This window comes from Lactobacillus sp. ESL0225, assembly GCF_003692905.1.
In the GTDB taxonomy this organism is placed as follows: domain Bacteria; phylum Bacillota; class Bacilli; order Lactobacillales; family Lactobacillaceae; genus Lactobacillus; species Lactobacillus bombicola.
Window position 1 is genome coordinate 103,317 of record NZ_REHK01000010.1, and the last position, 18,732, is coordinate 122,048.

The 18,732-nt window shown below is 34.5% G+C and carries 16 protein-coding genes and 1 riboswitch; of the genes, 8 read left to right on the forward strand and 8 right to left on the reverse strand.

All coding sequences use genetic code 11. The annotated features are described in order from the left end of the window. The first annotated feature begins 104 nt into the window (after positions 1-104). The 5 genes from rpe to F5ESL0225_RS06605 all read left to right on the forward strand — a co-directional run bounded on the left by rpe (position 105) and on the right by F5ESL0225_RS06605 (position 4,514). Positions 105-755 (forward strand): ribulose-phosphate 3-epimerase, encoded by a 651-nt coding sequence (gene rpe, locus F5ESL0225_RS06585; RefSeq protein WP_122022170.1) that lies wholly within the window; start codon positions 105-107, stop codon positions 753-755. 2 nt (positions 756-757) lie between these two features. Next, entirely contained in the window at positions 758-1,252 is a 495-nt protein-coding gene (gene rpiB / locus F5ESL0225_RS06590) for a ribose 5-phosphate isomerase B (protein WP_122048106.1), read from the forward strand. 67 nt (positions 1,253-1,319) lie between these two features. Beyond that, entirely contained in the window at positions 1,320-2,336 is a 1,017-nt protein-coding gene (locus tag F5ESL0225_RS06595; RefSeq protein ID WP_122048107.1) for a LacI family DNA-binding transcriptional regulator, read from the forward strand. Between the two features lie 504 nt (positions 2,337-2,840). Next, complete coding sequence (locus F5ESL0225_RS06600) at positions 2,841-3,710, forward strand: hypothetical protein (RefSeq protein ID WP_122048108.1); 870 nt, start codon at positions 2,841-2,843, stop codon at positions 3,708-3,710. Between the two features lie 21 nt (positions 3,711-3,731). Further along, positions 3,732-4,514, forward strand: a complete 783-nt coding sequence (locus tag F5ESL0225_RS06605) for a helix-turn-helix domain-containing protein (protein WP_122048109.1) — start codon at positions 3,732-3,734, stop codon at positions 4,512-4,514. A 154-nt stretch (positions 4,515-4,668) separates the two neighbouring features. On the opposite strand, the gene guaA is transcribed toward F5ESL0225_RS06605, so the two are convergent. Further along, complete coding sequence (gene guaA / locus F5ESL0225_RS06610; RefSeq protein WP_199716452.1) at positions 4,669-6,225, reverse strand: glutamine-hydrolyzing GMP synthase; 1,557 nt, start codon at positions 6,223-6,225, stop codon at positions 4,669-4,671. 181 nt (positions 6,226-6,406) lie between these two features. Further along, a riboswitch (purine riboswitch) is annotated at positions 6,407-6,504 on the forward strand. Between the two features lie 74 nt (positions 6,505-6,578). On the opposite strand from guaA, the gene F5ESL0225_RS06615 reads away from it, so the two are divergent. Together F5ESL0225_RS06615 and F5ESL0225_RS06620 are read left to right on the forward strand one after the other, a co-directional pair. Beyond that, positions 6,579-7,157 carry a xanthine phosphoribosyltransferase gene (locus F5ESL0225_RS06615; protein WP_118896033.1) on the forward strand — a complete coding sequence of 193 codons (579 nt, stop codon included), beginning with the start codon at positions 6,579-6,581 and terminating at the stop codon, positions 7,155-7,157. Next, on the forward strand, positions 7,157-8,446 hold the full coding sequence (locus tag F5ESL0225_RS06620) for a nucleobase:cation symporter-2 family protein (RefSeq protein WP_122048110.1): 1,290 nt from the start codon (positions 7,157-7,159) through the stop codon (positions 8,444-8,446). The genes F5ESL0225_RS06615 and F5ESL0225_RS06620 overlap by 1 nt, the downstream gene beginning before the upstream one ends. 175 nt (positions 8,447-8,621) lie before the next feature. Here the strand turns inward: F5ESL0225_RS06620 and F5ESL0225_RS06625 are convergent, their stop codons facing one another. The 3 genes from F5ESL0225_RS06625 to F5ESL0225_RS06630 all read right to left on the reverse strand — a co-directional run bounded on the left by F5ESL0225_RS06625 (position 8,622) and on the right by F5ESL0225_RS06630 (position 11,231). After that, a complete protein-coding gene (locus F5ESL0225_RS06625) occupies positions 8,622-10,199 on the reverse strand; it encodes an ABC transporter ATP-binding protein (RefSeq protein ID WP_122048111.1) in 1,578 nt (525 codons plus the stop codon). A gap of 237 nt (positions 10,200-10,436) precedes the next feature. After that, a complete protein-coding gene (locus F5ESL0225_RS08370; protein ID WP_158592405.1) occupies positions 10,437-10,610 on the reverse strand; it encodes a hypothetical protein in 174 nt (57 codons plus the stop codon). A 60-nt stretch (positions 10,611-10,670) separates the two neighbouring features. Further along, positions 10,671-11,231, reverse strand: a complete 561-nt coding sequence (locus tag F5ESL0225_RS06630; protein WP_122048112.1) for a hypothetical protein — start codon at positions 11,229-11,231, stop codon at positions 10,671-10,673. Between the two features lie 117 nt (positions 11,232-11,348). Between F5ESL0225_RS06630 and F5ESL0225_RS06635 the strand changes: the two genes are divergently transcribed. Next, positions 11,349-12,764, forward strand: coding sequence for a C69 family dipeptidase (locus F5ESL0225_RS06635; protein WP_122048113.1), 1,416 nt, complete (start codon positions 11,349-11,351; stop codon positions 12,762-12,764). A 186-nt stretch (positions 12,765-12,950) separates the two neighbouring features. Here the strand turns inward: F5ESL0225_RS06635 and tkt are convergent, their stop codons facing one another. Genes tkt through F5ESL0225_RS06655 form a run of 4 tightly spaced genes read right to left on the reverse strand, consistent with a single transcriptional unit; the run spans position 12,951 to position 18,659 of the window. Continuing rightward, on the reverse strand, positions 12,951-14,936 hold the full coding sequence (gene tkt, locus F5ESL0225_RS06640) for a transketolase (protein WP_122048114.1): 1,986 nt from the start codon (positions 14,934-14,936) through the stop codon (positions 12,951-12,953). Positions 14,937-14,953: 17 nt separating this feature from the next. Further along, on the reverse strand, positions 14,954-16,321 hold the full coding sequence (locus F5ESL0225_RS06645) for a PTS ascorbate transporter subunit IIC (RefSeq protein ID WP_122048115.1): 1,368 nt from the start codon (positions 16,319-16,321) through the stop codon (positions 14,954-14,956). Further along, entirely contained in the window at positions 16,321-16,626 is a 306-nt protein-coding gene (locus F5ESL0225_RS06650) for a PTS sugar transporter subunit IIB (protein ID WP_090092419.1), read from the reverse strand. Before F5ESL0225_RS06650 ends, F5ESL0225_RS06645 begins: the two co-directional genes overlap by 1 nt. Further along, positions 16,623-18,659 (reverse strand): BglG family transcription antiterminator, encoded by a 2,037-nt coding sequence (locus tag F5ESL0225_RS06655; RefSeq protein ID WP_122048116.1) that lies wholly within the window; start codon positions 18,657-18,659, stop codon positions 16,623-16,625. The genes F5ESL0225_RS06650 and F5ESL0225_RS06655 overlap by 4 nt, the downstream gene beginning before the upstream one ends. Positions 18,660-18,732: the final 73 nt, after the last annotated feature.

An 18,732-nucleotide genomic window follows, 5' to 3' on the forward strand; every position in this document is an offset into this window, starting at 1 on the left:
TGAATATGCTGATATAACAAACAAAAATGTTCGGGTTGACTATTATTTAATTCAATGTTAAATTCATTTCTGAGAAAACGATTGTTCAAAAAGGAGAATAATTTATGGAACGATTACTATGTCCGTCAATGATGTGCGCTAATCTAGCCAACATTAAATCTGAGGTCTCTAATTTAATTAAAGCTGGCGTTGATATTTTCCATATGGATATTATGGACGGTATTTTTGTACCTAACTTTGCTTTAGGTTTAGAAGACTATAAAGCAATTCGTAGCCTGACCTCCTTACCTATGGATGCTCACTTGATGATTAAAAATCCAAATCAATATATTAACTTATTCAGTAATGCTGGGGCTGATATTATCTATATTCATCCAGAAGCAGATCCAATTCCTACTAGCACATTATTGAAAATAAGAAGTTTAGGTAAGCGTCCCGGGATTGCAATTAATCCTGGTACTTCAATTGAAACAATTAAAGAACTATTACCTCTTGCAGATTATGTAATGGTCATGACTGTCAATCCAGGATTTGCAGGTCAAAAATTTTTAGATTTTGTCATTCCTAAGATTAAAAATCTAGCACAACAAAAGCAAGAAAAAGATTTTACTTTAATGGTTGATGGCGCTATTTCACCAGGAAAAATCAAAGAATTATCAGCTATTGGTGTCGATGGTTTTATTTTGGGAACGTCAACTCTTTTTGGAAAACAAGAAAATTATTCTGAAATTATCAAAAAATTACGAGGAGAATAATTATGAAAAACTTAAAAATTGCATTCGGTTCTGATCATGTTGGCTACGAACTAAAACCTGTAATTATGGAATATGTTAAGTCACTTGGTTATGAAATTTATGATTTTGGTACTTATTCGAATAAACGAACTGATTACCCGCTTTATGGTAAAAAAGTTGGTGAAGAAGTAGCTGCTGGTAATTATGACTTAGGAATTGTCATTTGTGGAACTGGGGTTGGTATTTCAATTGCTGCTAATAAAGTTCCTGGTATTCGTGCGGCATGTGTTAGTGACCCATATTCAGCTGAATTATCAAGACGTCACAATAATTCAAATATTTTAGCTTTTGGTTCACGTGTTGTTGGATCTGAATTAGCAAAAATGATTGTAAAATCTTGGTTAGCTGCAGAATTTGAAGGTGGCAGGCACCAAAGACGAATTGACGAACTAGCTGCAGAAGATGCACACGATAGCAAAAAGTTTGATAAAATAAAAAATAATATTACTGAGATATAAAAAATTAATTAATGATTGGTCATAATAGCTCACATTAATTAATGATTTAGGAGAATTAAAATTAATCGTGAGTAATAAAGTTTCTATCAAAGAAATCGCTAAATTAAGTGGTGTATCAGCTTCAACTGTCTCACGCGTCATTAACAATAATGGGCGCTTTTCTGAAGAGACAAAGCAACGCGTACTTGCAACCATTAAAAAATATAATTATCAAACTAATAGTTTTGCCAAAGGTCTTAGAATGCAACGCTCAAATACAATTGGAATTATTGTGCCAGACTTAGCAAATACTTTCTTTTCTTCACTAGTTGAAAAAATAGAAAACAACTTTTTTTCTAATAATTATTCCACTATTATTTGTGATACTGGACGTAATTCTCAAAAAGAAATGACTTACCTCCAAATGTTAGAATCAAAACAGATTGATGGCTTAATTGTAATTTCTGGTGATAATCCTTTTAATACTAAAATTCTTAGCCGAGATATTCCAGTTGTTTGTATTGACCGTGAACCTAAAAATCAAGATACAATTTATGTGGGATCGGATCATTATACTGGAGCAAAAATAGCTACTAAAGCTCTAATTGAAGCAGGTACCCAACCATTACTATTTACAGTAATTGATGGCTCTTCATCTATTAAGCATCGAATACGGGGCTTTAAAAATACTATTAAATCGCTTAATTTAAACAGTAAAATTGATAATTCAATTTTCTGCCTAAACCCTGCTTATAAACAGGGTTCAGACAAGCGAAGATTAGAAATTAGAACTATCCTACGAAGTTTAGTTCAAAAACAAAAATTACCTTTGGGCATTTTTGCTACAAGCGATACTCTAGCTGCCGATATTCTAGTTTCTGCACGCGACCTTCGCTTAAATATTCCGGGAGATGTAAAAATTATTGGCTTTGATGATGCTCCAATTGCCAAATATTCATTTCCCGAACTTACTACCATTAGACAAAATGTCGTAGAAATTGCCTCACGAGCTAGTCAACATCTAATTAAAGCAATCAAAAGCGGAGATACTAAGTTAGAGCATGATATTATTCCAGTTAGTTTAATCGAACGATCAACGTTATAACTATCAAAATAAAAATAGGTACAAAATATGTATCTATTTTTTATTTTATAATAAATTTTATCAGCCACTTTAAATACATAAATAACAGTTTATACACTTGCCTTACCATTAAATAAGCCACCAATGTATTATTCTTAAAAATTTTCTTAGCATATGATAATCCATTACCACTATTTGCATTTTATCATATAGAGATGTTCCTAAAATTACCTGTACTATTCCATAATTACTACCATCTACTCGTACTTTATAAAATGGATCATCACAAAATGATGGTCAGTACATCTTTAATCATAATGCGTTTAATATTAGGAAAGATTAACATCCTAGGAGTAAGGTTGCTGATATAAAGATTTTATTTATATATTCTGACTACCAACCAAATTATGTTTTTACTTTCCTTAGATTAATTACACATTCATCCGTAATTATTAGTATTCTAATTAGAACAATTATTTAAAACAGTATAGACTTTCATTATCCAATTACTGAAAGGAAAATTCAATGAAAGCAATAATTCAAACAGGATATAATAAAACTCAAATTAAAGAAATGCCATCAATTCCTCTTTCACCAATTTCTATTAAAGTAAAAACAAATTTTGTTCCTTTGCTTAGATATGATTTATTAAAAATTAATGGTCAAGTCCCCACAAAACTACCATCAATTCTTGGCTATGGTGCAACAGGTACAGTAGTAGCAATCGGAAATCTACGTTCATCATCTCTTCTCAATAAACGTGTATTAATTTTAAATCCGTGGGGAACTTTTCAAGAAAAAATAACTTCAAATATCCCACCTTTAACTATTCCAATTTTGGATAATGTTTCAAATGAAGAAGCTACCGGACTAATTGGTGGAGCTGATCTAGCTCTCAGTTTGTTTAAAATCGTTAAAAATACATTTAAACAGATAATTATTTATGGCGCCGATTCGGTGACAGGATTAGTATTAATGCAATTATTAACACGATTCACAAAAGTGCCATTTATCCCCAAGGCAAGAACTTTATCAGCAAACTACCTAAAACAAAAGATTAATGAATATAATATAAAACCAGATATTGAAGCAACAGCGCAAAAGAACAATCTTATTATCGATTTAGTCGGCAGTGATATCAATGACAAACTTTATCAGCATATTCAGAACAATGACGAAGTTATTAGTGTCGCACAAAATGATTTATTGGGTGTTAAATTCATTAGTAAACCAGCTTTACCAAAGGACTATAGTTTCTTGATGAATGAAATTTCAAACAATAGATTATTTATACCTATTAATCAAATTTTTAATTACAAAAATTTTAATGAAGCAATAGAATATCAAACTACAAGCCCAAGCAGAGGAAGAAATTTGATTTCTTTTAAAGATTAATATGCTATAGTAAACAGTACTATGAACAACTTTGAAGAAGTAATTTCTAAAAAAATAAGTAAAACAATTAAACAAGAACGGATAAATAAAAAGCTTTCTCAAAAAGAATTGGCTGAAGGAATTTGCTCACAAGGAATGATAAGTAGTATCGAGCATGGTGACTATATACCAAATACTGCTATTTTTATTGCTATATGTAGCAAACTAAATTTATCTATTGATAAAGCTTTTTTAAAAGAAAAATTAAATTTTAGCAATAATACTTATCTTGCAAATACAACCTTTAAATTATGTAGAGAACATAAATATACTAAGCTTATTAAATATTTGGATGATCAAAATATTATTGCATCTCTTAATACTAATCTAGACTTTCAAACTTATTATTACTATTATAGCTGTTCAATATATCAAGTTAAGCATGATTTATTGGCTTGCCAGCATTACTTTGAGGTGGCAATTTCATACTCTATGAATGTTTCAAAGCCAATTCCTAAAAATCCTATTGAACTACTATTACTTAATTCTTTAGGTGTTATTTACTTTCAGTTAGGAAGAAACAAAGAAGCCTTTAAAATATTTAAAATAGTAAATAAATATTCATCTACCATTAGTGATGCACAGTCTGAAAATCTTAACGTAATTCAATATCAACAAGGTAAGATTTATTTTGATTTAGCAAAATACGCGACTGCTTTAAAATTGTTCTTATCAGGATTAGACAGGATCAATAAAATTCATGGAAATTTCATGTTAGGCAATTATTCTTCAATGATCTTAAAATGCTACCAAAATATCAAATAAATACACAAACTAAAAAGCACTCAATTTTATATTAAGTGCTTTTATATTTAGTAGACTTTGAGCAGACAACCAAATTAATTTTTACCTTTTTCATAAAACTTGTTCTAAATAAGTATTGTTAAATTGAAATTTCCTCATAACTTAACATGACCTTTTATTCCCATTCAATAGTTGAAGGTGGCTTACTCGTTACATCATAAACGACTCGGTTAACGTTATCAACTTCGTTAATAATTCTCGTTGAAACTTTTTGCAAGACATCCCACGGCAAGTGCGCAAAATCAGCTGTCATCCCATCAATCGAAGTTACGGCCCGAATGCCAATCGTATAGTCATAAGTCCGCCCGTCACCCATGACGCCAACTGATTTAATTCCTGGTAAAACCGTGAAATATTGCCAGACGTCTTCTTGTAGACCCGCCTTTTTAATTTCTGCGCGCAAGATGGCATCACTTTCACGCACTAATTCTAATTTAGGTGCAGTAACTTCACCTAACACCCGAATCCCAAGACCGGGACCAGGAAACGGCTGACGCCAAACTAAGTCATGCGGAATCCCTAATTCTTCACCAAGCTGACGCACTTCATCCTTAAATAATTTTCGTAATGGTTCAATTAGTTGAAAGTGCATATCCTGAGGCAGACCGCCGACATTGTGGTGGGACTTAATTGTCTGTGCTGTATTGGTGCCGCTTTCAATTACGTCAGTATAGAGTGTACCCTGCGCCAAAAAATCAACTTCATGCATCTTTTGCGCTTCTTCGTTGAAAACCTCGATGAATTCCTTACCGATGATTTTACGCTTTTGCTCGGGATCAGTTACACCCTTTAATTTAGTTAAAAAGCGCTCTTGGGCATTTACCCGCACAATGTTCACACCTAAATCACGATTCAAGGCGGCCATTACTTCGTCACCTTCATTTTTGCGCAACATCCCGTGATCAACAAAAATGGCAGTTAATTGATCACCAATTGCCCTATGTAACAAAGTAGCCGTCACGCTAGAGTCTACCCCACCAGATAAGCCTAATATTACCTTTTTATCACCAACTGTCTGCTGAATATTGGCAATTTCCAGCTCAATAAAATCAGCCATTGACCAGTTAGCTTTAGCTTTGCAGACTTTAAAAGCAAAATTACGCAAAATATCTAAGCCATATTCAGTATTGCGAACTTCAGCATGAAATTGAATGCCATAAAACTTGCTTTGTTCATTAGCAATCGCCGCAATCGGGCAATTTTTACTTGAAGCAATTGTCTTAAAACCACTTGGTGCCTGCTTAACTAAGTCACCATGACTCATCCAAACAAATTCATCTTTTGGTAAGCCGTCAAATAAAACCGAACTCGCATCTTCTACTTGAATGTCAGCTTTACCATATTCAGAATTATCAGCTTTTTCAACTTTACCGTTTAAATAAGACGACATTAATTGCATGCCATAGCAAATACCTAAAATGGGAATTCCTAATTCAAAAATTTTAGGATCAACCTTTAAAGCATTGTCATCATAAATACTGTTAGGACCACCGGAAAAAATAATGCCCTTAGGATTAATTTGTCTAATTTTTTCTAAGCTAAGATCGTGCGGTAATAGTTCAGAATAAATGCCAAAATCACGCAAGCGCCGCGTGATTAGTTGATTATATTGACTACCAAAGTCTAAAACAATAATTTCATCAAAATCATGAATCTTTTTTCTCACTGACATTCTGGCTCCTTTGCTAATTAAATATCAAATCATCTAAACTGTACTAAGAATTTAAGGTGGGGTCAACTACTTTTTAAGTAAAAATATTTTTCTCAAAAATTATATCGATATATGCTTGAACTAATTTATTTTTAAAATCCCCCTTAATCTTGCACAACTAAATTTACTTTGTTAGAATGCATACACAAGCAAATATTATGTCTATATATTGCCGTAATCTGGTCGGCAGTCTCTACTCAGAACCGTAAATTCTGAACTATGGATCAAGTACAAATAGCGCAGTGTTACTGTCTTATTGGTCTTTTTTACCATAGTTTTGGTAGAAAAGACCTTTTTGTTTTAGGAGGAAAAGTATGAAATTGCTGGAAGATCGTATTCGCAACGATAGCGAAGTTTTACCCGGAAATGTCCTAAAGATTAACTCATTTTTAAATCATCAAGTTGATCCTGAATTAATGATGGCCGTTGGAACAGAATTTGCTCATCTTTTCAAAGATGCCGGTATCACCAAAGTCTTAACTTGTGAAGCTTCAGGAATCGCGCCCGGGGTAATGACTGCCTATGAGTTACACGTACCCATGGTCTTTGCCCGTAAAAAAAAGCCCTCGACACTTAACGATGAAGTATATTGGGCGGATGTTTATTCTTACACCAAGAAAACCACTAACCAAATTTGTGTTGAACAAAAATTTCTCAATCCCAACGACCGTTTATTAATTATTGATGATTTTCTAGCTAATGGTGAAGCCGTTAAGGGCATGATTAATATTGCTCATCAAGCCTATGCGGAAATAGCTGGCGTGGGCGTAGTCGTAGCTAAGTCTTTTCAAGGCGGTAGCACTTGGATTAAAAAACATGGCTATAAACTTGAAGCTTTAGCAAACATTGCTAGTTTAGCTGATAATCAAGTACATTTTGTAGGGGAAAATTAATGCAAAAAGAAGTCAGTCAACAAAAAGCCGCCGTCCTTGGGCTGCAACATCTGTTAGCAATGTATTCTGGTGCAGTCGCAGTACCACTTTTAATTGGGACAGCTCTAAAATTCAACGCTGAACAAATGACCTACTTAGTTTCAATTGATATTTTTATGTGTGGGTTGGCAACTCTTTTACAGTTAATTACTAATCGCTTTTTTGGTATTGGCTTTCCTGTAATTCTTGGCTGCGCTATTCAGGCGGTTGCTCCCTTACAAATGATTGGTCGCAAATTTTCAATTAATGATATGTATGGGGCCATTATTATTGCCGGCATTTTCGTAATTTTAATTGCTGGAGTTTTTGCCAAAATCAAAAAATTCTTTCCCCCTGTTGTCACCGGTACCTTAATTACCACAATTGGTCTAACCTTAATCCCAGTTGCCATTCAAAATATGGGCGGAGGAAATGCTACTGCTAAGGATTTTGGTAGTAGTCAAAATTTATTACTTGCCTTCTGCACTATGTTCATTATTTTAGCTTTAGAAATTTGGACAAAAGGCTTTTTACAATCAGTTTCAGTTTTAATAGGATTAATTAGCGGCACACTTATTGCTGCGTGCCTAGGTCTAGTTTCATTTACCCCAGTAATTACAGCATCCTGGTTTCATTTACCGCAACTTTTTTACTTTGGAGCGCCTCATTTTGAATGGTCTTCCAGTTTAACAATGATCATCATTGCCTTAGTTTCAATGGTTGAATCAACTGGCGTCTTCTTTGCCACGGGTGATTTGATCACGCATCAAGTTTCAGAAGATGATCTTAAAAAAGGCTATCGGGCAGAAGGACTCGCTCAAATCCTAGGTGGTTTATTCAACGCTTTTCCTTACACGACCTTTTCGCAAAATGTTGGACTTTTACAATTGTCAGGCATTAAAACTAAACGCCCCATTTATTGGGCCGCTGGATTGTTGATGACGATGGGACTGTTACCCAAAATTGGCGCTCTCGTCACCATTATTCCAACACCAGTATTAGGTGGGGCCATGCTAGTAATGTTTACCATGATTGCCGTTCAGGGCATTAAAACTTTAGTCCAAGTTGATTTAAGTAATAACAATAATATTTTAATTATTGCTATTTCAATTGGCCTGGGACTAGGTGTTACTATTTATCCACAATTTTTCCACAATTTACCTGCAACAATTCAACTTTTCCTAAATAATGGTATTGTGATTACCAGTTTATCGGCTACTATCTTAAACTTACTACTCAATGGTGCAAATTCTAAAAAAATTAGTAGCTAACCAAATTATAGCTATACTATTATCCATCGCAAAATGGCACTTTTTTTCTATATAAAGAAAAGGAGTGCCATTTTAATAAAAACTATTGCCGTAAATTTTTACATACTCAACTTAATTTGCATCCTAGACTAAGCGGTTACTTCAAAAATTAGTCATACTCGCTGAAACATAGTCGCTACGAAGAAAGGTATGAATTAAAATCAATTACCTGATCATAACGTGCCAGGTCTGCTGGTTTATAATGATGAATTACCTCAATAAAAGTCAAATCAGAAGCGAAGAGGTAATCATGAACCTGCTTGGAGGTTACTTGATCCAAAGAAGCATTGACTTCATCGAGTAAAAGAATCTGACGCTGAGCCAAAATTGCCCGCGCGAGTTCAATCCTAGATAATTGGCCGCCTGACAATTGATCAGCATTATCACCTAGGCCGTAGTTTAGCCCTTTTTCTTGAATTAGCTTAGCTAGACCAACACCCTGACAAACGGCCATTATTTTGTCTGGCGCAATGTCAGCGCCTAAAGTTAAGTTAAAGAGTAAAGTGTCAGCAAAAATTACGGCATTTTGACTTGAGTAAGCAAAAAGATTAGTAAACGCCCCCGCGTCTACTTGCTGGTGATTGAGTAAAATCTTGCTAGCTTGACCATAGTCACCATATAACAAATACTGTAATAAAGTTGACTTACCGGCTCCAGATGGTCCGATAACTGCAATTTTTTGACCATTCTCAATTGTCAAGTCGATATCGCTAGCTAACTGCTGGCCTTGTCGGATTAAAGACAAATCCTTAACCTTCAATTCTACTAAATTTGCTGTCATACTCGTTGTTTGAGGATAAGTAGCAGCCTTTTGACCGAACTGAGTAATGCGCTTAACAATCCCCTTGGTTGTAGATAAATTATTGCGTTCACTAAGAATTTGTAAGATTGGGTTAACAAAAGAATTCGAAAGCTGAATAATGCCAAAAAGTGCACCTAAAGTGGTAAAACCCTTGATTACTAGCATAATCCCTATAGCAAAGGGAACTAAGTAAGAACCACCCATAGCAATGAGATTAAGATAGGCATTCGTATTGTTTTTCAAGATATTCATTCTTGCCAACTTGGTTTCTAATAAATTAATTACTTTTAGGTCTCGCTTAACAGCGTTATTTTGTTGACCATAAAGGTTTAATGTCCTAGTTCCTGCTAGTGTGTTCTTGGTCTGATTAACATATTGATCATTGGCCTTAGTCCATTCATCAGCAGCGGTTTGAATTGGCTTTTGGAGCAGATTAGAAACAAGCATAGGAAGCAATGAACCTGCAAAAAATATGACGGTTAAAATAGGATTTAAGTACAGGGCATATGATAAGGCCAAAATTACTGTATAAAAATAAGTTAAAATAGAAATCTCTGCTTCATAACGATTTGTTTCTAACAACTTAAAATCATTAGTTAAAAAACCTAGGTTGGCAGTATCCTCACTGGGACTAGCAAGCATCCCTTTAAGTGTCTGCCTTCTTAGTTTAATATTAGTTTGCTTAATTGCATCCGCCTTTAAATAGTTAAAGCTTAAGTGAGCCAATAAGACTAAAATTAGTGCAATTAAGACTTGAATAATCAACCAAGGTAACTTAGCAAATTGCTTGGCTGCAGCCATATTGATCAGTGATCCTACCATGTAGGCCATAATGACATTTTCCGTGCTGTAAATAAAACCAAAGACATTAAGTAAAAAGAATTTAAAATGCGAATAGTTTTTAAAGATCATTGCTTCTTTTCTCCTATTAACTATTTTTTAATTAATTTTAATATAAAATTAATAATAATTTATTATATACTCGAATAATAGATTTAACAATATTTTTTTGCTTACATCACAATTTCACTTTTGTCTTGTTTAGATAATTTAATCAAACAAACCCCCATAATTTAGCATCCTAATTATGGGGGTTTTGTTTTCTGCCTCTTAAATAAACTAGTTTTTATTAAAAAATCTAATTAAGCTTTAGAGTAAATCTTCTTCTACTTTTACTAACATCTTTTCCCCAATCTGCTTAAAAGGCTGATCCTCAATTTTGTCAGTATAACTCATAATGCCACAGGCTGTTTTAAAAAGTAAAAAAGCTTGCATTAACTGGCTAATTTTAGGTTCAGGTAACTTGAGTGTATATCCCTCCATAAAAGCGGCCATTAATTCTGGTTGTAGTTTAAAATCCTGATAAAATAGCTTAATAAAATCTTAGTAACTAACACCCAACTGTACTTTTTCATAATCAATTAATACTAGCTGATTAGTGACAAACTGATAATTACGTACACCCACATCACCGTGTAGAACTGTACTAGAATTAAGTAGCTCTGTTTCAATCATAATTTGATTGCGCATAGAACTACTACGCAACTGCTTAATTCTTTGATGAATTTTAATAAAAGGCTCACTATCTTGTCTAATTCCCGCAAAAGGACGCACTTGAGCGTGAAATATGGCTAACTTCTCACCCATTAAAAAGGCCAATGCTTTTGAAACTGGTACGGCAATATCTGCTGGTGCCATATCAGTCATCACTAAAACATACAAGATTGGTTCAACATCAACTTTAAAAGCTGCAAGAACCCTTGAATTAAGTTGTTCGTTAACTGCTTTTTCTGTTAGCCAATTACGCTCTTGTAAAAAGACTTTAACAAAAACTGACTGCTGATACTGCTGACTAAAACCAACAAAAGTGCGATTAAACGACTGATGACTAATTACCCTTAGTTTTGCCTGCAACCTTTGCTCTAACAACCGTTTAATTTCCATTACTAGTTACCCTCGACAAAAACAACTATAATTTCTCCTAAAAATCAACCATTTTTTTGCAATTAATGTCCATTTTTTAATACAATATACCTTAAGAACTTTGAAAGGACAATATTTATGAAAAAAGCAGAATGTACAACCATTCTTGTTGGTAAAAATGCCAGTATTGATGGTTCAACTATGATTGCCCGCAGTGAAGATGGTGGTAGAACCATTATTCCAGAAGGGTTTGAAGTTATTACCCCTGAAAAACAACCTAAACACTATGAAAGTGTCATCAGTCACCAAAAAATTGATGATAAAGATTTAGCTGAAACTCCTATGCGTTATACCAGCGCACCTGATGTTTCTGGTGAAAGTGGTATTTGGGCAGCAGCCGGAATCAACTCCGATAACATTGCGATGACTGCGACTGAAACAATTACAACAAATTCCCGTATTCAGGGAATTGATCCACTAGTTAGTGCAGGCGGACTTGGTGAAGAAGATTTTGTTACCCTAACTTTGCCTTATATCCATAGCGCCCTTGAAGGTGTTAAGCGTGTTGGCTACCTGCTAGAAAAATACGGTACCTATGAAATGAATGGGATGGCTTTTGCTGACCACGATGAAATTTGGTATCTGGAAACAATTGGCGGTCACCACTGGATTGCCCGCCGAATTCCAGATGATGCTTACGTAGTTGCCCCTAACCGCTTAAATATTGACGAATTTCACTTTGGTCAAGATGGCTTTATGGCTGATGCGCAACTAGAAGAATTAATTGACACTTACCACTTAAATCCTGATCATGACGGTTACAATATGCGCCATATCTTTGGTAGTTCAACTATTAAAGATGCTCATTATAATAATCCACGGGCTTGGTATGTCCATAATTATTTTGATCCAGAATTTGGTGGCAAGCCAAGCGATCAAGATCAACCATTCATTTGTCATGCTAACCGCAAGATTAGTATCGAGGACATTTGCTTTGTTGAAAGTTCACACTACCAAGATACCCCATTTGATCCATACGGCGATCAAGGTACGCCTGAACAAAAGAAAGCTTTTCGGCCAATTGCTTTGAACCGTAACTTTGAAACACATATTTTACAAGTTAGAAACGATGTACCAGAAGAAATCGCTGGTGTTCAATGGCTTTGCTTTGGTCCAAATACCTTTAACAGTTTTGTCCCATTCTACACCAACGTTAATGACACACCAGCTAGCTTCCAAACCGGTCCTAAGTTTGACTTGAACAAGATTTTCTGGCTAAACAAGCTAACTGCTCAACTTGGTGACACTAACTTTAAAGTTTACGGTGAATTAGAAAATGATTTTGAGCAAAAATCGTTAGCTGAGTGCCACTTCATTCAACATGAAACTGATAAAAAAGTCGCTGGACTTTCAGGTAAAGCAGTTGAAGATGCCCTAACAGAAGCTAATCAAAAGATGGCCGACCAAGTTTACAATAATACAATTGAGTTGCTCGGCAACATGGTTAACGAAGGACACAACTTAGCCACATTGAAGTTCGATTTATTAGATTAAACTTCTTAACGTCTACTAAATGTACGCCTTAAAAGCTGCTAACATTAAATAGTTGTTAGCAGCTTTTTAATTTTTCAGAATAAATATTTGATAATTCTTACGCAAAAAAGTGTTGAGATTTCTCCCAACACTTTTTTATTATTCACTTATATCATAATTTAAAACAAGAACTATTGCCTTATTTCATTACTGGCAAATAGCTAAGTATGTTTTGACAATATTATCAACCGTAAAGCCAGATTTCTTTATCAGTTCGTCACCATCACCACTTTCACCAAAGTGATTAATGCCAATAGCTGCTCCATCTAATCCTACAAATTGTCCCCAGTCATAAGTAGATGCCATTTCAATTGATACTCGGTGCTTAATTGATTTAGGTAGAACTTTTTCTTGGTATTCTGGACCCTGCTTTAAAAATAGTTCAAAACTTGGCATTGATACCACGCGGACATTTTTGCCACTTTGTGCCAATTCTTTTTGCGCTGCTAAAGCCAAACTTACCTCAGAACCAGTAGCCATTAAAATACCTTCCGGTTCACCATTTTCTGCTTCTGCCAGGATATAACCACCCTTTGAAACACCAGACTTAACGCTGTCTTGATAATTCAAGAGAGTTGGCAAATTCTGACGACCCAATATAAATGCTACTGGGTAATCTTTTTGATTAATAGCGTATTGCCAAGAATAAATCGTTTCCAAATAATCAGCTGGACGAAATACAATTAAGTTAGGGATTGCCCTTATTCCTGCTAATTGTTCGATTGGTTGATGAGTAGGACCATCGGGGCCTAAAGAAATAGAATCATGACCAAAAATAAAGATTGACGGAATCTGCATTAAGGCAGACATCCTGATTGCATTTTTCATATAGTCTGAAAAGATAAAGAATGTGTTAGCAAATACTCTAGAGCCACCGTATAAAGTGATGCCGTTAATTGCTGCACCTTCAGCAAACTCACGAATACCAAAGTACAAGTTGTTTTTATCGTATGAATTGGGTTGAAAACCTTCATCACCATCAAAGTAGGTTTTGTCAGAACTGCCTAAATCTGAAGAACCGCCCCAAATATTTAATTCTGACTTGCTAGTTTGCTGTAAAACTTGATGAATAGAATCTCTTGTTGAAAGAGCATCTGGTATTTCTAACTTATTTTCAGCAAAATTAAGTTTGATATTATTGTTAATATTCTTAATTAGTTGACCGCCAAGTTCAGGATTATTTTCAATGTAGTCTTGCAAGAGTTCTGACCATTTCTGGTGGGCTTTTTGACCTTCTGCTTTAACACCCTCAAATGCAGCATAAGCTTCTTGAGGAACCTCAAATGGACCATATTCATAGCCAAGTTGCTTTTTAGTGGCAACAACTTGTTCTGCATCCAAAACCGCTCCATGAGCTAAATGGCTATCTGCAAATGGAGACGCATAGCCTAAAACAGTGTTTACTTCAATTAAGGTCGGTCTTTTCTTTTCACCTTGAGCAATCTTAATTGCCGCATCAATATCATTTAGATTATTGCCATCAGCAACTTTAAGGTACTTCCAGCCGTATGCTTCAAATCTTTGTGCAACATTGTCATCGCATTCTTGTGCCATACTTGCATCCATGGTATTGCGGTTTGAATCATATAACACAATCAAATTATTCAGTTGCAGATGCCCAGCTAAACTAGCAGATTCATGGCTGATACCTTCCATTAAGTCCCCATCGCCAAGAATCACATAAACCTTATTATCAATAATTTGGTAATTAGGCTTGTTGTAGAGCGAACTAAGGTGTTTTTCTGCCATAGCCATACCGACAGCCATACCGAATCCTTGTCCTAACGGACCAGTAGCAACGTCAACACCCGAAGTAGTAATTTCTGGGTGACCAGGAGTTTTACTACCTAAAGTTCTAAATTTTTTCAAATCAGTGATTGAAATATCAAAACCAAGCAAATGTAAAGTAGCGTATAACATTGCTGACCCGTGACCTCCTGAAAGAACAAAACGGTCACGATTAAACCAGTGCGGATCAGTCACGTCAAATTTCATATTTTGATAGATAGTATATATTAACGGAGCAGCACTTAAAGTAATACCACTATGTCCTGAGTTGGCTTTGTGAATTTCATCAATACTTAGAGCTCTAATTGCATTCACTGCTAAGTTATCTTTTGCCGTATATTTCATTTTTAACTCCTTAAATTTTATTTGGTTAATCTAACTACGTTCTTTTGCTTCTTATCTAAGGTAATTGATACGATAAAGAAAATTACCAATGCAGCTACCAGTGCAGCAATGATTAATGAACGACCACCAAGTAAACCACTATAGCCAACATAGGAGCCTACAATACCAAAGTCAGCATCTGCATAACTAGCTGTACCTAAGCCCAAGTGTCCTAATACTGGGATTAAAATAATTGGTACAAAAGAAATCAATAAGCCGTGAATAAATGATCCAATGACACAACCACGACGACCACCAACTGTGTTACCAATAACACCAGCGGCCCCACCACACATGAAGTGAGCTACAACGCCGGGAATGACAATGGTTATGTGACATAAAACCATTAGTAATGTGGCAACCAAGCCGCCTACAAAACTGGAAAAAAAACCAATAATTACGGCATTAGGTGCAAATGTAAACAGGATTGGAATATCCAAGCCTGCTTTAGCATTAGGAACTAATTTAGTTGAAATACCTTTGAAGGCAGGGATTAATTCGTTTAAGATCATTCTTACTCCAGCTAGCATAATGTAAACACCAGCAGAAAATGAACCAGATTCAATTAAGGCATAGATTATGTAGTTAATTCCACCGCTTAATTTTTCAACATAAACGGGACCTGCAAATAACGCAATAATCAGATAAGCCGCTGCCATCGTAATTGTCACGGCAATCGTATTATCTCTTAAAAACGATACTTTCTTAGAAACATGGAGATCTTCTGTTGATTTGGATGGATCACCAACAAGCTTTGCAACTAATCCAGCTATTAAATACCCAAAGTCACCCGTATGCGCAATCGCAATTTCATCGCTCTTAGTAACCTTTTTAACAAAGGGCTGAACTAAAGCTGGCATAATCGTATCAAATAGACCTAAAAAAGTACCACCAACAATAATTGAAGGTATTTCTGTAAAGCCTGCTACTGCAAGCAGTACTGCCAACATACAAGACATATTGATCATGACATGTCCTGAAAGATAAATATATTTAAAGTGCGATACTCTGGCTAAAGTGATATTTACTATCATTGCAATCAGCAATATCATCGCAGTAGCACTACCGTATTTTGTTAATGCAGTAGCGGTAAAAGCTTCATTGTTAGGGACAACGCCTTGAACATGAAAAGCCTGCATAAACATTTTGCCAAAAGGTGTTAAGGCATCTGTAATTACTCCCGAACCACCAGTTAAGACTAGGAATCCGACAAAAGTTTTCAAACCACCTGAAATTACTTCTGTTGAATCCTTTTTCTGCAGAATTAAACCTAAGACTGCTACCAATCCAACTAAGATTGAAGGAGTTCTAGCAATACTTAAGAAGAAGTTTAAAATTTCATTCATCAGTTATCACCCTCACTTTTTTGATCAAAACTATTCAGATAAGCTTGAATTTTTTCCTTTAATTCCTCCTTATCAATGATGCTGCTTAATTCTGTCACGTTATCATTACCAACAACATTTGCTACAGCGTCATACATATCGCGTCCTACAAAAAAATGATCAGCCACACTTGGATTGAGTCCAGAAAGATCAATGTGAGTAGTTTCTACATCCGATCTTCCTATTTCTTTAAGTACATCTTGCATATTCATGTCTACCATGAAAGATGAGCCTACTCCTGTACTACAACATGCTCCTAATTTCATTTTTCACCTTTCTTAATCAAATCCTCTATTTCAATTGCATTTTTAGCATTCATTATTTTGCTTACATCTTCTTTGTTACCTAAAATTTTGGCTAACTCTGAAAGAGCCCTTAAATGTGATGTTGAATCTTGAGCTGCAAGCACAATAATCAATTTAATTTTGTGTTCTTTATCTACCAAATCAATGTCATGATCTAATAACAATAAAGACATTCCTAATCTATTAACCCCTTGACTAGGTCTTGCATGCGCCAAAGCAATTTCAGTACCAATATTAATATATGGGCCGTTATCTTTAACGTTGTTAATCATCGCAGTTATATAAGATTGCGTAATGTTGCCTGCTGTTAATAATGGTTGAGAGCATAATTCGATTGCCTGTTCCCAATTTAAGGTTTTATCATGACTAAATTTAATTTTGTCTTCTGTTAATACTTCACTTAGCAATGGTCCAATCCTTTTTTTCTTTTTCTCATGTTTCTTCTTATCTACTAATATTTGCTTAATTCCTTTTTCCAAAGCCTTGCCATGAATAACGTTCGTATTATCATAAATAGTTTCCATTATTGCTTTAAATTCAGTCTGAAGGTTCTCTGAATTAGTAATACCGTTAAGCTGGAAAAAATTATCAATATTCTCAAAATCTTTACTAGTTAAGACCGAATTTACCTTTAACCAAGGCAATTTTGTGCCAGTCAAAGAAATATTAGTAATAATTGCCCTTTCTTCAATTGGTCTATTTGTTAATTCGGATGGAGCTATTGGCAAACTAAAACTGACATTAGGGTATTGTTCTACCATCTGAGTCATAAGAAATCCAGCAGAGCCATTGCTACCTGAACTCACTAAAAGTACTTTTGAATCATTTTCATTTTTACGTGAGATTTCTGAAGCAAAATAAATCGAAACTAAACCAACTTCATAATTATTTAAACTGGCACCAATAAATCGTTCAAAAGGATGAATGCTCATTTTGGTATAAATATATATATCTGGATAATTTTCTTTGATTGAATCAAAATCACTATTTTGATATTGTTGCCGGTATTTAACACGAAAAAAAGTAGTCGCCAGATGAACAACTAAATCTTGATGCAGTTTACTTTCATCTTTAAACGCACAATCTGCTAAATTCTTGAAACTATTAATAATGACATAAACAATATTACTTATTTCTGTGTTAATACTATCTTTAGGAAGTTTGCGTTTTTGACCTCCTAAAAGAACAAAAGTCAAATAATTATTCTCAAAATCACTGCATCTATCCCCTAAGAGGATAGATAAAAATGAAGAAGAAAATTTATATTCAGGTGTTTCCTGCAACTTTGCACTAATCGTACACTTCTTACCTTTAAGTACAGCATTATTAAAAATTCTTTTTAAAATCAATGCATAAAAATTAGCGAAAATATAAATGAATTCATCAGAATATATGATGTTGTTAGCATTTTCAAATGAGCTTAACCATTGACTAATTAATACCTTTAATTCTTTTATTTCCCGCGTTTCGTAAATACCCGCTAATTCATGATCAGAATAAAGCCATGAAAAAAGGAACTGTCTAATTTTTATTTCTTGTCCCTGTAAAAAATGTCCCCAATAGTTCGAAACTATCGTTATTTCAAAACTTTTCATTTTCTGTTTAAGACTTTGAATGTCTTTTAAAATTGTTTGTTTACTGACACCACATCCCTGTGCTATTTTTTGAACACTGAATCTACTGTCAATCAGCAGATTAATAAAAACTATGTACTGCCTTTCTAAAGAACTGTATTTATTTGAACTTTCATTGGCTAAGTACTTCTGTATCTGTTGTTTGCTTTTTTCGCTCAAATAATAGCCTTGACCATAAACATTGCGTGTTCCTTCAATGTTCAGTGTCTTTAATTTCTTATTAAGTGAACTTAGATTTTTATAAACACTCCTTTCTGACACTTTAACTTTTTCAGACATATCACCAACCGTCATGAAATATTTAACTTTTACAAGGAGATCTATAATTTTAAGTTGACTCTGGTTAAACTGTACTTTCATTTACAATGCCTCCTTGTTATTTTTATTATGAATAAATCGCTTCCAAGAAAAAAGTTAACAAAGTTCAGTACAA